Origin of the sequence: Pseudomonas syringae pv. cilantro (assembly GCF_001293775.1) — a bacterium.
Taxonomy (GTDB): Bacteria; Pseudomonadota; Gammaproteobacteria; order Pseudomonadales; family Pseudomonadaceae; genus Aquipseudomonas; species Aquipseudomonas syringae_P.
The window spans coordinates 178932-192150 of the sequence record NZ_LGLN01000033.1; the positions used below are offsets into that span (position 1 = coordinate 178932).

General features: G+C 60.8%; 12 protein-coding genes. 7 read left to right on the top strand and 5 right to left on the bottom strand.

Annotated features, from left to right (window positions below; all coding sequences use genetic code 11):
- Positions 1–91 precede the first annotated feature (91 nt).
- Positions 92–367, top strand: a complete 276-nt coding sequence (locus ABJ99_RS07800; protein ID WP_054085328.1) for a DUF1145 domain-containing protein — start codon at positions 92–94, stop codon at positions 365–367.
- Positions 360–1118 carry a hypothetical protein gene (locus ABJ99_RS07805; protein ID WP_054085329.1) on the top strand — a complete coding sequence of 253 codons (759 nt, stop codon included), beginning with the start codon at positions 360–362 and terminating at the stop codon, positions 1116–1118. Before ABJ99_RS07800 ends, ABJ99_RS07805 begins: the two co-directional genes overlap by 8 nt.
- A gap of 66 nt (positions 1119–1184) precedes the next feature.
- Here ABJ99_RS07805 and ABJ99_RS07810 read toward each other — a convergent pair whose 3' ends face one another.
- The 3 genes from ABJ99_RS07810 to ABJ99_RS07820 form a co-directional block, all read right to left on the bottom strand.
- Positions 1185–2207 (bottom strand): purine-nucleoside phosphorylase, encoded by a 1023-nt coding sequence (locus ABJ99_RS07810; protein WP_054085330.1) that lies wholly within the window; start codon positions 2205–2207, stop codon positions 1185–1187.
- A 19-nt stretch (positions 2208–2226) separates the two neighbouring features.
- Positions 2227–3186 carry a nucleoside-specific channel-forming protein Tsx gene (locus ABJ99_RS07815; RefSeq protein WP_054085331.1) on the bottom strand — a complete coding sequence of 320 codons (960 nt, stop codon included), beginning with the start codon at positions 3184–3186 and terminating at the stop codon, positions 2227–2229.
- A gap of 194 nt (positions 3187–3380) precedes the next feature.
- Positions 3381–3845: a CopD family protein gene (locus ABJ99_RS07820; RefSeq protein WP_054085332.1), complete on the bottom strand. Its 465-nt coding sequence runs from the start codon at positions 3843–3845 to the stop codon at positions 3381–3383.
- 107 nt (positions 3846–3952) lie between these two features.
- Between ABJ99_RS07820 and dinG the strand changes: the two genes are divergently transcribed.
- The 5 genes from dinG (at position 3953) to ABJ99_RS07845 (ending at position 10249) form a co-directional block, all read left to right on the top strand.
- Positions 3953–6097, top strand: a complete 2145-nt coding sequence (gene dinG, locus ABJ99_RS07825; protein WP_007248690.1) for an ATP-dependent DNA helicase DinG — start codon at positions 3953–3955, stop codon at positions 6095–6097.
- Positions 6098–6221: 124 nt separating this feature from the next.
- Positions 6222–7370, top strand: a complete 1149-nt coding sequence (locus ABJ99_RS07830) for a serine hydrolase domain-containing protein (RefSeq protein WP_054085333.1) — start codon at positions 6222–6224, stop codon at positions 7368–7370.
- A gap of 153 nt (positions 7371–7523) precedes the next feature.
- Positions 7524–8699 (top strand): OmpA family protein, encoded by a 1176-nt coding sequence (locus ABJ99_RS07835; RefSeq protein WP_054085334.1) that lies wholly within the window; start codon positions 7524–7526, stop codon positions 8697–8699.
- A gap of 291 nt (positions 8700–8990) precedes the next feature.
- Entirely contained in the window at positions 8991–9638 is a 648-nt protein-coding gene (gene pdxH, locus ABJ99_RS07840; protein WP_054085335.1) for a pyridoxamine 5'-phosphate oxidase, read from the top strand.
- Between the two features lie 146 nt (positions 9639–9784).
- Positions 9785–10249: an outer membrane lipoprotein gene (locus ABJ99_RS07845; protein WP_024646710.1), complete on the top strand. Its 465-nt coding sequence runs from the start codon at positions 9785–9787 to the stop codon at positions 10247–10249.
- 412 nt (positions 10250–10661) lie between these two features.
- Here the strand turns inward: ABJ99_RS07845 and ABJ99_RS07850 are convergent, their stop codons facing one another.
- Both ABJ99_RS07850 and ABJ99_RS07855 read right to left on the bottom strand, forming a co-directional pair.
- Positions 10662–12275: an NAD(P)/FAD-dependent oxidoreductase gene (locus ABJ99_RS07850; protein WP_054085336.1), complete on the bottom strand. Its 1614-nt coding sequence runs from the start codon at positions 12273–12275 to the stop codon at positions 10662–10664.
- A gap of 97 nt (positions 12276–12372) precedes the next feature.
- The gene (locus tag ABJ99_RS07855; protein ID WP_054085337.1) at positions 12373–13053 is read right to left on the bottom strand and encodes a COG3650 family protein; all 681 of its coding nucleotides are present in this window, start codon (positions 13051–13053) and stop codon (positions 12373–12375) included.
- Positions 13054–13219: the final 166 nt, after the last annotated feature.

Genomic DNA, 13219 nt, shown 5'->3' on the forward strand with positions numbered 1-13219 from the left:
CATATTCGCTGAACAGCACGTCTACTGTGCGGCGACGAAAAGCGTGCGCAGACTTCGCTGTCGTAACGGATCATCACAAGGGGGGCAGGCGATGAAGGTGTTTTGGGGGCTGGGAAAGATCTTGGTGCTGGGCTTCTGGCTGGTGGTGCTGGCCAATGCGCTGTTTGAAGCGCCCAGCCCGTTCGGCGTGATGATCGACATGGCGGGCGCGGTGCTGCTGTTGACGCATCTGCTGGAACTGATTCTGTTCAACGGCAGCCTGCGCGGTCGCCGGCATCCGTGGCGCGACCGGGGCAAAATCATCCTGTTCGGCATTTTTCACCTGCAATCCATCAGCCGTTCGGCTTCGGGGCACTCTCATGCGTAATCTCGTTCTGCTGGCGGCACTGTTCAGCCCTCTGGCCATGGCGCAAGCCATCATCGTCGCACCGCACTCGCTGATGCGTCTGCCCGGCAACAGCAGCGTGCTGCAACTGGATCGCCTCGAAGTGTCGGATTACGGTACCTTGTTGATTCCGGCCAATATCGACGACGTGAAAATCGGCCAGCTGGTGCTGGGGCATGAGGCGCGCATTGCCATCGTCCCCGGCGTGCAGGCTTTCAATCTGGTGGTGGCGCGCGGCGAATTCGGCACTGGCAGCCAGATCACCGCACGCGGCGCACCGGGCACTTATGAGAAACCCGCGCTGCCAGGCCGCAATCTCACCCTGCGCCTGCAAAACCTCGACGCGGAAGAATTGTCGATCGACGCACGCGGCGGCGCGGGCAGCCCTGGTTATGTGGGCCTCGATGGCGGCACGGGCGAAGCACCGGGTTGTACCTGGGGCTCGGCCGGGCGCGGGCACGACGGTCAAAACGGCAGCACTGGCCGGGACGGCGCGGCGGGCGCTCAGGTTCGACTGGAGTTGCCCCAGAGTTTTCCGACTGATCGCATCAAGGTGAACGTCGCAGGCGGCGCGCCAGGCAAAGGCGGTGAGGGGGGCAAGGCGGGTAAAGGCGGCGCTTCCAAAGGCTGTTTCGTGTACCGCGCAGATGGCGGCAAGGCCGGTAAAGAGGGCGAGGCTGGTCAGCCGGGCGTTGCCGGTCCTGCTGGCGCGTTGATTTTGCAGCGCCTTTAAGCTTCAACGCACAGTCCGGATCAGGCGCAAGGCCATGATCCGGACTGTGTTCATAACATTACGCTGTTACTGCGGCACGCCTTTTTCCCAGTTCTTCCAGTCGCTGACAATCGCCTGTACCAACGGGTTGCCGGTGCGGTAGAGGTTTTCCAGCGCTGGCACGAACGCGCCCTGATCAGCGTACTTGAGCAGGTTATCGACTTCGCTGTAGCCCGGATACGGACGGTCGAAATCGGAACCCGCGCGCACCACGGCCAGACGATTGACATCGACCTTGCCCGCCTTGCTGGCGCGCAACAGGGCTTCATACGTCGAGTTGTCTTCCTGCTGGGTGGTGCAATACACGCCTTTGCCGTCGGTCAACAGCCTGGTCCAGACTTCCGCCCGTTCGCTCAAGCGCGTGCCCGAAAACCAGGTGTTGCCCGCCACGGTGTCGCACTGCGTCACCTGCGGTGGCTGATTGGCGGGCGCGTAAGGGTATTTGACGCGCCAGGCAGCCGACTCCTTGCTCTCGCTGAGCGCCACTTTCTGCGACAGGGCGAAGGCCTTGGCCTGAAGCTTGGGGTTCAGCTCGAAGACTTCAGTCTTGTAGTCCAGAGGCGGTTTTTCGTTCGGACCTTTGGTGTTGATGCCCAGATAACCGGTCGGCCAGTCCTTGGGCACGTCGCGGGAATCGATCTCCCATTGCGTGCCGAACTCCACCAGATAATGCGCCCAGGCGGTGGTGCCGAGGCTGCCGTGGTGCGGGTTGATCCCGGCGATCCCGGCGACGATGAAGTAGGTTTTACGCAGATCGAATTGCGGCGACAGGGCCAGCGCGAGGGTCGAAGCGGCAGCGTTGGTCTGGCCCATGCCGGTCACCATCAGGCACACGTCCTGCTCGTTGCAGCGGATGGCCGGGTATTCGGCAGCGAGGCCCGGCACCTGGATTTCCTTGGTCAGGTGCAGACGATCGATCCAGTTCTGCGCTTCGGGCGCGAACATCGCGACCAGCATGACTTTGGGCGTGACCGGCGCAGCGGCCGCCCAGATGCCGGGGCTGAGCAGGGCTAGCGTGGCGCACAGTGCATTGCGAGTGATGTGTTTCATGAGAACTCCTGTAGTCGAATCAGAATTGATAACCGACGCCTGCGTAGTAACCCCAGCCGTCCGAGCGCGCGCGAAAGTTGCCGTCACCGAAGTTCAGTTCGCTGCCGTCCTCCCAGTTGCCGCCATTGTGGAAATAACGGCCGACCAAGGTGAAGCGCAGGTGCGTGAAGGCGTAAAGCAACACGTTGGTGGCCACCGTGGAGTTGCCGGTGCGGGCCGGATCGTTCTTGAGGTCCGAACCGAAGTCGAAATTAGTAAAGCCGATGTAGGTCAGCGATGCGCCATTGTCGAATGTGCTGATTGGCACGATGTACTTGAGCTGGGCGCGATAGCCGTCCCATGAGTACTCGTTGCTGGCGCCGTAGTTTTCCCACTGATAGCGACCGTAGAAGTTGGCCGACAGGTTGACCCGCGAGTGGGTGTCGATGTCGGTGCCCAGACCACTGTACAGCGTGTTGGCGCGGTTGGCCGAGTTGCTGCCATGGTCGTAGATCCAGTCGAAGGCAACGTACCATTCCTTGAACGGCCCGACCGCCAGACTGCGGCCGGCGAGGTAGTCGATGGAGATGCGCGGCTCGTGTTCCATGAACACCGGCGAGCCATGATCCCAGACGCCTTTGTCATTATCATTGCCGATGCCGAGGATCTTCGGCACGTCGACATAGCCATACAGTTCGAACGGACCCTTGCGACCGAAATACTCGTACTCCAGGTAGATATCATCGTTCGGCTTGGGGCCGAAACTGATGTCCTTGCTGCCGATCAGGGTCAGGTCCTGATTGAACCAGTCTGAAAAGTACGCACCTTTGCTTTCCTTGGGCGTGGCGGGCGGGCTGAGTGCCTCACCTTGTGCCGAGTCTTCCGCGGTCGTCGGCTGCGCCAATGCCATGGTGCAGGGCAATGCAGCGGCGGCTGCAAGCAGCATTGGAATCATGACGCGGCATGATGCTGCGGGCTGAATGAAAAACTGCTTGGGCATTGAAACTCCTTTTTTATGATCGCGTACTGTCGACCGCATACGGCTGATCGCAAACGTTTGCACAGCGCATGCCAAAGTGTCTCAAAGTGTTGAAAGCCATGGATATCAGGTCAAAAAAATGACCGAACAGGCAGGAATCTGCCCGTTAGCTGTGCGCAGTGTCACCCCGGTGCCTTGTGATGTTCCGTTTCGTCTCAAAATCCCGGCCGGGCAGCCGCCAGCACGACCACGGCCAGACCGATGATCAGGTTGAAACCGACCAGCCTGCGGATATGGCCAAGTGCCGCTGCGCCTTCCGCCCACTGTTCTGCGTCCAGCGCACGGCGCAGTTCCGGCAATTGTAATGAATGGATACGAAGAAACAGCGCGACCATGACCACGTACAGGCCCATCATGATCTGCACGTAGCGCGGCGCGGTTTCAAAGCCGCTGAAGTTCAACTGGATCATGCCTATGCCAGTGACCGGCAAGATCACGATGGTCGCCCACACCCAGACAAAGAAGCGCGGAAACACCTGGACCCACACTTTCAAGCGGGCCGGGCCTTCAAGTGCTGCAATGACGGCTGGACGCAAGACCATCCAGGCGAAAAACATGCCGCCAACCCAGATCAGGGCAGCCAGCACATGCAGCGTATAAACAGCGGAAAAAGCAGTCATCGGACACTCCGTTCTGCGCGGATGGATTTAGCGCGCTATGATAGCGCCCACTCAGAACCACTGAAAATTTATCCAGCCTTTTTAGTCGTGCCCCCGAACCGAAGCCAATGATCAGTACCGAACTCAAAACCCAGATCCAGGGCGCTTACTCGCGTTTCCTCGAAGCCAAGAGCCTCAAGCCGCGCTATGGCCAGCGATTGATGATCGCCGAAGTCGCCAGGGTGCTGGGGGACATTGATACCGATGAAGAGGGGCGTCGTTCGGGCGACCCGGCCGTGGTCGCGGTCGAGGCGGGTACCGGCACCGGCAAGACCGTGGCCTATGCCATTGCGTCGATTCCAACAGCCAAGGCGGCGGGCAAGCGACTGGTCATTGCCACCGCCACCGTCGCGCTGCAGGAGCAGATCGTCTACAAGGATCTGCCAGACCTGATGCGCAACAGCGGCCTGAACTTCACCTTCGCCCTGGCCAAGGGGCGCGGCCGCTACATGTGCCTGTCCAAGCTCGACATGCTGCTGCAGGAAAGTGACGCGACCAACGCGACCGCGCAGCTGTTCGAAGAAGAAGGCTTCAAAATCGAGGTCGATGAAGCCAGTCAGAAGCTGTTCACCAGCATGCTGCAGAAGCTGGCCGGCAACAAATGGGATGGCGACCGCGACAGTTGGCCTCAGGAACTTGCCGATCAGGACTGGGCGCGTCTGACCACCGATCACAGCCAGTGCACCAACCGCCATTGCCCCAATTTCCAGCAATGCGCTTTCTATAAAGCGCGCGAGGGCATGGGCAAGGTCGACGTGATCGTCACCAACCACGATATGGTGCTGGCTGACCTGGCGCTGGGCGGCGGGGCCGTGCTGCCAGACCCGCGTGACACACTGTACGTGTTCGACGAAGGCCATCACCTGCCGGACAAGGCCATCGGCCACTTCGCTCATTACACTCGATTGAAATCTACCGCCGACTGGCTGGAACAGACCGCCAAGAACCTCGCCAAACTGCTGGCCCAGCACCCGTTGCCCGGCGATCTGGGCAAGCTGATCGAGCAGGTGCCGGAGCTGGCCCGCGAGATCAAGGGCCACCAGCAGTTCATGTTCGGGGCCTGCGAGCAACTGGCTGATTTTCGTGCCGGTGAAGACATGCAGGGGCGTGAGCGCCCGCGTCACCGTTTTGTCGGCGGCGTGATCCCCGAGCACATCCGCGAGATGGGCATCGAACTGAAAAAGGGGTTTGCGCGCCTGGACGATCTGTTCACGCGCCTGACGGAATTACTCAAAGAAGGTATGGACGGCGAGGTTAACATCGGTATCGCCAGCCATCAGGCCGAAGAATGGTATCCGTTGTTCGGCAGCCTGTTGGCCCGCGCGCACGGTAACTGGGAGCTGTGGACAGCCTTCACCGCCGAAGACCCGGAAGACAGTCCGCCGATGGCGCGCTGGCTGACCCTGGCCGACAGCGGCGCATTGTTCGATATCGAGGTCAACGCCAGCCCGATTCTGGCCGCCGAAATGTTGCGCCGTAACCTGTGGAACATCGCCTACGGTGCGCTGGTGACTTCCGCCACCCTGACCGCGCTGGGCAAGTTCGACCGCTACCGCATGCGTGCTGGCCTGCCCAAAGGTGCCGTGACGGCAGTGGTGCCCAGCCCGTTCCACCACGCCGATGCCGGCGTGCTAAGGGTGCCGGACCTCAAGGCTGACCCGCGAGACTCGGTGGCCCACACGGCGGCGATCATCCGTGACCTGCCCGGTCTGGTGGAAGGTTCGCGGGGTACGCTGGTGCTGTATTCCTCGCGCAAGCAGATGCAGGACGTTTTCGACGGTCTGGACCGTGACTGGCGCAAGCAGGTGTTCATTCAGGGCAATCTGTCCAAACAGGAAACCCTCAACAAGCACAAGGCGCGAGTCGACAGCGGCGAGTCCAGCGTACTGTTCGGGCTCGCCAGCTTTGCCGAGGGTGTGGATTTGCCCGGTGCGTATTGCGAGCACGTGGTGATCGCCAAGATTCCGTTCGCGGTGCCGGACGATCCGGTCGAGGCGGCGCTGGCCGAGTGGATCGAGGCGCGTGGCGGCAACCCGTTCATGGAAATCGCCGTGCCCGATGCGTCGCTGCGTCTGGTGCAGGCCTGCGGCCGTTTGCTGCGTACCGAAGAAGACCGCGGCACCATCACGCTGCTGGACCGCCGCGTGGTTACCCAGCGTTATGGCAAGGCGATTCTCAACGCGCTGCCGCCGTTTCGTCGCGAGATATCCTGAGGCAAAGATGAAGAGCGTTTCACATAGGTTCCCAAAGTGCGCGATCGCTGGAACAATATGCGCCTATCAGAACATGCCCCTTTAGCCTGTCAGCAGGCTGATGCTGTCAGTCAGGAGTCACCCGTTGCAGATCCAGGGTCATTACGAACTTCAATTCGAAGCGGTGCGTGAAGCATTCGCAGCGCTGTTTGACGATTCCCAGGAGCGCGGCGCGGCCTTGTGCATTCAGGTCGGTGGTCAGACGGTTGTCGATCTGTGGGCCGGTACGGCGGACAAAGACGGGGCCGAGGCCTGGCATACCGACACTATCGCCAATCTGTTTTCCTGCACCAAGACCTTTACCAGTGTGGCGGTGCTGCAACTGGTCGAAGAAGGCAAGTTGAAGCTGGATGAACCTGTTGCCAGGCTCTGGCCGGAATTCGCTGTAGCGGGCAAGGCGTCGATCACCCTGCGTCAGTTGCTCTGCCACCAGGCCGGTCTGCCCGCGCTGCGCGAGCAATTACCGGCAGAAGCGCTTTATCAGTGGGACACCATGACGGCGGCACTGGCGGCTGAAGAGCCTTGGTGGACGCCGGGTAAGGGGCACGGTTACGCGGCAATCACCTATGGCTGGCTGGTGGGCGAAATGCTGCGTCGTGCCGACGGTCGCGGTCCGGGCGAGTCCATTGCCGCACGCATCTCGCGGCCATTGGGGCTGGACTTCCATGTCGGGCTGGCCGATGACCAGTTCCATCGCGTGGCGCACATCGCTCGCGGCAAGGGCAATGCGGGTGACGATGCCGCTCAGCGTGTGTTGCAAGCGACGATGCGCGAGCCCGCTTCCATCACCGCCAAGGCCTTTACCAACCCGCCTTCGATCATGACCAGCACCAACAAGCCTGAATGGCGGCGCATGCAGCAGCCTGCGGCGAATGGTCATGGCAATGCGCGCAGCCTGGCCGGTTTCTATAACGGTCTGCTGGATGGCAGCCTGCTTGAAGCAGACTTGCTCAATGAGCTGACCCGCGAACACAGCATCGGTCAGGACAAGACGCTGCTGACCTCGACTCGCCTGGGGCTGGGCTGCATGCTCGATCAGCCGACCGTGGCCAACGCCACGTATGGCCTGGGCCCCAAGGCGTTCGGGCATCCCGGCGCGGGTGGCTCGGTGGGCTTTGCGGATCCGGATTACGAAGTGGCGTTCGGGTTCGTCACCAACACGCTGGGCCCTTACATCCTGATGGACCCGAGGGCGCAGAAGCTGGTCGGCAAACTGCGTGAGTGTTTGCAGTAAGTATCGGTCATAAGTGCTTGTTTAATACCGACTGTCAGTTAATAGGCTGTAACCGGAACCGTACGACGGTTTCTTTTTCCAACTGCGTCTTTATGCGTGTTATACGGACATAGTCACGTTCCCTTGTCTGATCAAAACCGTTGCGGGTTACCCATGTCGTCTAATAAAAGCCTCGTTCTTGCTCTGTGCATCGCCGTTACCGGCTGCGCTCAAACTCCTCAATCCGACTCTGCTGCAACTGGAGGCCATTGGTGGCAGTTCGGTTCCAGTAATGAGTCTGCCGATGCTGGCGCTGCTGCACAGGCGCCGGCACCAGGCCCTGCACCGACTCCGGTTGCCAAGGCCGCTGCGACACCGGCACCCGCCGCGGGCCCTGAAAGCACCGCTCCGTGGTACTGGCCGTTTGGCTCGAACGACAACGCTCAGGCAAAACCTGACGCAGTGGCCAGCAAACCTGCAGACAAGCCTGCTGCGCCTTCGCTGGTCGCCAAGTCGGAGACCGACACCAAATGGTGGTGGCCGTTTGGCGCGAACGACGGCAAGACGGACGAGCCTAAAGCGCTGCCGATGCCTGACCCGAAAGTAACTCAGGCCTGGCTGGACGAGTACGAGCCGCGCTTGTGCGCTGCCATCAAGGACAGCCCGTTCCAGCTGGAGCGTCGCGACGACCTGCTGGCGATCACTGCGCCGGTAGACAGCTCCTTCAATCCGGATCGCCCGGCCATGTTGCTGCCCAACACATTGGGTCCGATCACTCGTCTGGCCAAAGCGGTCGAAGGTGACCAGAAAACGGCCGTGCTGATTCTCGGTCATGCCGACACGTCCGGCCCTACCGATGCCAATCAGAAAGTCAGCCAGGAACGTGCGCAGTCGGTTGCCGCGATCTTCCGCCTCAGCGGTCTGGAGCGTAATCGCCTGAGCCTGCGAGGCATGGGCGCGGTGATGCCGCGTGCTGCGAACGACAGCTTGCAGGGCCGCGCACTCAACCGCCGCGTTGAAATCCTCATGACGCCGCAAGACACCATGCGCGTCCTTATGGCCCGTTACGCGCTGCCGCCGGTTGCGCCAGTCATGGTTGCCACCCAGGACGTCAAGCCGGTCGTGCCAGCACCTGCTGCCGCGCCTGCCAAGAAAGCCGCTGTTGCGAAGAAAGACACTGCCAAGAAAGCGCCGGCCAAAGCCAGCACTGCCAAGAAAGCAGCGCCAGCCAAGACCACCGCAGCGGCTAAGAAACCGGCTGCGACTAAAACCACAGCCAAAGCCAAAGCCAAAGCCAAAGCCCCGGCCAAGGCGCCTGCCAAGAAAGATGATAGCCAGGCCAGTAACTGAGGCTTGTGTACCTCAACGACTTTCGTCTCCACGCTTTGCGTTGTGCACGGGTCCTGAATAGCCCGAGAAACAAGGCTTTCAGGCTTCTGCCCGTAGGGCGCGGGAGCGAACTTGTTCGCGAAGAGGGCCTTACATTCATCAATGATTTATCGCCTACAACATAGCCTTCGCGAACAAGTTCGCTCCCACGGCCTTCGGCCAGAATCAAAAACGAATGTGTGATAACAACGAGCGCCGAGCCTCGTAACGAGAGTTAGCTAACGTTCATGATATTTGCGCAGGAATGAAACCATGACTCAGACCCTGGCCGACATGCGCCGTGATTACACTCGCGACGGGTTAACCGAAGCGCAGTCGCCGCAAGAGCCGTTTGCGCTGTTCCACACCTGGTTCCAGGAAGCGGTAAAAACCGAGCAGCCACCGGTCGAGGCCAACGCCATGACCCTCGCAACGGTTGATGAGCAAGGGCGTCCGCACTGCCGCGTGTTGCTGCTCAAAGGGCTCGATAGCCAAGGCTTCACCTTCTTCACCAATTACGAAAGCGCCAAGGGCCGGCAACTGGCTGCATGTCCCTTTGCGGCCATGACTTTTTTCTGGCCGACGCTGGAGCGTCAGGTGCGCATCGAAGGTCGGGTCGAGAAGGTCAGCGCACAGGAATCCGATGCGTATTACCAGGTTCGCCCACTGGGCAGTCGCCTGGGCGCATGGGCATCACCGCAAAGCCGGGTGATTGCCGGTCGTGACGAGCTGGAAGGCCTTATCAGACAGACGGAACAACGCTTCGCAGACACCCAGCCACACTGCCCAGAGCACTGGGGTGGCTATCGTCTGTTGCCCGAACGAATCGAGTTCTGGCAGGGGAGATCCAGTCGCCTTCACGATCGTTTGAACTATCGTTGGGTAGACGGTGAGTGGACACGCGAGCGTCTTGCGCCGTGATTGAATTTTTTGCCCGCCGGACCGTCTGAGCGTTGTACAGACACTCACTGTATGGCGCCTGAATGAACTTAATTTGCGGGACCGGGGCCGTGACAGCACCGTTGTCGGGTAGTCTAATGGCTACTGGTTCCTCTGGAGATACCGTTATGCGCAAGTCTGCTCTTCTGGTTGCTTCGTTCACTGCCCTGGCATTGACCCTGGGCGGTTGTGCTTCGAATCTGACCGGCGATTCCTATTCCCGCGATGAGGCCAGGACCGTACAGACCGTCCGCATGGGCACCATCGAATCGCTACGCCCAGTCAAAATCGAAGGCACCAAAACGCCAATCGGCGGCGCGGCGGGTGCAGTCGTCGGTGGCGTTGGCGGCAGCGCCATCGGCGGTGGTCGCGGCAGCATCGTGGCGGCGGTGATCGGTGCGGTAGCAGGTGGTTTGCTGGGTTCAGCGACCGAAGAAGGCCTGACCCGCACGCAAGGTGTTGAAATCACCGTGCGTGAAGACGATGGCAGCATGCGTGCCTACGTGCAGCAGGTTCAGGAAAACGAAATTTTCCGGGTCGGCGAGCGCGTGCGCATCATGAGCGTCAACGGCACGAGCCGCGTGACCCACTGATCTGCAACGCTGCACACCAAAACCCCGAGCCGAAATGCTCGGGGTTTTTTGTTTTCTGCGTCAGATGGATTGTCGCGTAAGGCTTGCACACGCGCAGGAGACGATAATCTCAACCATGACTCTCGTGCCGATGCGGAGCATCGGCATGCAGTTCTGGACACTACGCGTCACATCTATGCTGCAACATAGCGCCATGACTAGCCCGTAGTGACTGCACATAAACAAAAGCGCTTTTTTATCACGATAGTACTGACAACGGAGATTGCGACGTAAGTGACGGNGGTCGCCGAGGGGCGAAAAAGTGACTTGAGCCTAGCCGGAATCTAACTGACTCTGTGACGCAGAGCGCCACAAAGAGGACGCAGAGCGTCCAGAACTGCATGCCGACGCAGAGCGCCGCACGATAGTCAGATCAGCCCTCAATCCCGAGCATGTCGCGCACCAGCGCTTCCGCAACCCGAATGCCGTCCACGCCTGCCGACAGAATACCGCCCGCATAGCCCGCACCTTCACCGGCCGGGTACAAGCCTTTGGTGTTCAGGCTTTGCAGGGTCGGGCCTCGTGTGATGCGCAACGGGGCCGAGGTGCGGGTTTCAATGCCGGTCAGCACTGCATCGTGCAGCGAGAAGCCTTTGATCTGCTTGTCGAACGCTGGCAATGCTTCACGAATGGCTTCGATGGCAAAGGCGGGCAGGGCGTCGGCCAGGTCTACCAGCTTCACGCCCGGTTTATAGGACGGTTCGACGCTGCCCAAAGCGGTCGACGCCCGGCCCGCGATGAAGTCGCCGACCAGTTGCGCCGGGGCCTCATAACTGCTGCCGCCGAGCAGGTAAGCGTGGGATTCCAGGCGTTCCTGCAATTCGATACCGGCCAGCGGGCTGCCAGGGTAGTCCTGCTCCGGAGAGATACCGACCACGATGCCCGAGTTGGCATTGCGCTCGTTACGCGAATACTGGCTCATGCCGTTGGTGACCACCCGGCCTGGCTCCGAGGTCGCGGCCACGACGGTTCCGCCGGGGCACATGCAGAAACTGTAAACCGAGCGACCGTTGCTGGCGTGATGCACCAGTTTGTAATCGGCAGCGCCCAGTTTCGGGTGACCGGCGTACTTGCCCAGGCGTGCGCGGTCGATCAGTGACTGCGGGTGCTCGATGCGGAAACCCACCGAGAACGGCTTGGCTTCCATGAACACACTACGACCGTGCAGCATGCGGAATGTGTCGCGGGCACTGTGGCCCAGCGCCAGGATGACGTGCCGGGACTCGATCTGCTCGCCGCTGTCCAACTGCACGCCGAGCAGTTGTCCGTCTTCGATCATCACGTCGGTGACGCGCTGCTGAAAGCGCACTTCGCCGCCCATGGCTTCGATCTGGTGCCGCATGTTTTCCACGACACCGGTCAGGCGGAAGGTGCCGATGTGCGGTTTGCTGACGTAAAGGATTTCTTCCGGCGCGCCGGCTTTGACGAACTCGTGCAGCACTTTGCGGCCGATGAATTTCGGGTCCTTGATCTGGCTGTACAGCTTGCCGTCCGAGAACGTCCCGGCACCGCCTTCGCCAAACTGCACGTTGGATTCGGGGTTGAGCACGTTCTTGCGCCACAGCGCCCAAGTGTCCTTGGTGCGCTGGCGCACTTCGGTGCCCCGCTCGAGAATGATCGGTTTGAAACCCATCTGCGCCAGCAGCAGCCCGGCGAAGATGCCGCACGGGCCAAAGCCGACCACGATCGGACGTTCGGTCAAGCCTTCGGGGGCATGACCGACCACTTTGTAACTGACGTCGGGCGCAGGGCCGACGTGGCGATCATCGGCCAGCTTGCGCAGCAAGGCCTCTTCATCCCTGACCTGAAAATCGATGGTGTAGATGAAGCACAGTTCGGAGGACTTTTTCCGCGCGTCATAGCTGCGCTTGAACAGGGTGAAGTCCAGCAATTCGCTGCTGTCGATACCCAGACGCTGCAAGAGTGCAACGCGCAGGTCTTCTTCCGGGTGATCGATCGGCAGCTTGAGTTCGGTGATTCGTAACATTAAAGGGTCCAGTTTTCGGGCCGCAGGTTCAGCCCGACAGCACTACAAGAACCGGCGATTATAAGCGCTGAACCCCTTTGGCGGCGAGCCTGCCCGATCAATCGTCGCGCGAGCCGCCGTAATAACCGCAGCCACGCTGGGCCTGGCCGTTGATGCGCAGCTTGGCGGTCAGGTGTTGCACCGAGCCGTTGACGCTGTCGACGCAACGCTGCGGCGCTACCCACAGCTCGATGCGCTGATTATTGGCCTCGCTGCTGATGCTGAAACTGCCGTCGGGAAGCTTCTCTTCGACATACGGCACCGCCAGCGGCTCGGCACCTTCGCGCTCCAGCACCATGCCCTTGCCACTGACATTGACGTTCCAGGCCGGTTTGTTGCCATTGACGTGCAGGGTCAGGCGCTTGAAATTGAGGTCTTCACAGGACTGGCCCGGGCGCTCGACACGATACAACTGGTGCAGGTCCAGCAGACCGTCGCTGTTGCCGGCCTTGCTCGCCGTGAAGTTGCCGCGCAGATCGGCAAACACCTTGCCCTTGCTGTAGGCGAGCGATGCGGCTTCCTGAAGAACGCCGGTGTTGCCGCGATCCTTGACCACGTAGCGACGCTGCTCGTTGCACGGCTTGAACAGCAGCTGGCCGTTCTCCCCGGTCAGGTCGCCCTGCATACGGAGCATGCCCGCCGTGGAAACCTTCGGTTCCTCTGCCTGTTTACCGAGCAACTGACACCCGGCAAACAGCGGTAGAAGAGCAAATACGAGGACGGAACGGGCAGCGAACATGATGTGGTCTCCAGACAAGTGCAGCCACGTTACTCAGACTGAAGGTGCATCACAAGGGTTGGAATGTCTATCGCGTGCAGGAGCGGACCGGGCGACGCTTCGCTTGTCCGCGAATCTGCTGGAATGGAGCGGACTTGTCCGCGAACTGACGGGGACCGGCAGCAAA